This is a genomic window from Lactobacillus laiwuensis, assembly GCF_019972835.1.
GTDB lineage: Bacteria > Bacillota > Bacilli > Lactobacillales > Lactobacillaceae > Lactobacillus > Lactobacillus laiwuensis.
The window spans coordinates 1-623 of sequence record NZ_BPPB01000044.1; the positions used below are offsets into that span (position 1 = coordinate 1).

General features: G+C 57.5%; 1 protein-coding gene. It reads left to right on the forward strand.

Annotated elements, in window-relative coordinates:
- Window positions 1-130: 130 nt before the first annotated feature.
- Window positions 131-623: ABC transporter substrate-binding protein (locus LDM92_RS09810; RefSeq protein WP_223903071.1), on the forward strand; the 493-nt coding region annotated here is incomplete at its 3' end.

Sequence of the window (623 nt, forward strand, 5' to 3'; positions counted from 1 at the left end):
GCGGGATTTGCCTGACCCGCACACCCTTCGCGGTCTCACGGAAGTGCCAGAACTACCTGATCCGAAGCCAGTCGAGGGGTCGTCTGCCCAAAAACTTCCAGTGACCGTCACTGACGTCGAGGGGAACAAGGTGACGATCAAAAGCACCTCGAGAATTCTCGCTCTTGACCTCTACGGCACCTTGTCACGCACCCTCATTGGACTTGGATTGGGCGACAAGATCGTCGGGCGCACTGTTTCCTCCACTGAAAAGCAGTTGCATGACCGCCCCGTGGTGACAGAAAACGGACACGTTCTTAACGTCGAGGCCGTCGCAGGTCTGAAACCGTCGGTCATCATCGCCGACCGCAGCGTGGGTCCGAAGGAGGCCCTCGATCAGCTCCGTAAATCCGGGATTCCGGTGGTGCTCGTAGATCCCCACCGCAGTGTCGGCTCCACTCCTCAGCTTATTCGCACTATTGCCGATGCCGTCGGAAAGCCTGATGCAGGCGAAGCCCTGGTGAAACGTACCCAAGAGCAGATCGACCAGGCCAAAAAGCAGATAGCAGCATGGAAACCTGCCAAGCCGATGCGAGTCGCTTTCCTCTACGTTCGCGGAAATGCTGGCGTTTTCTTCATTCTTG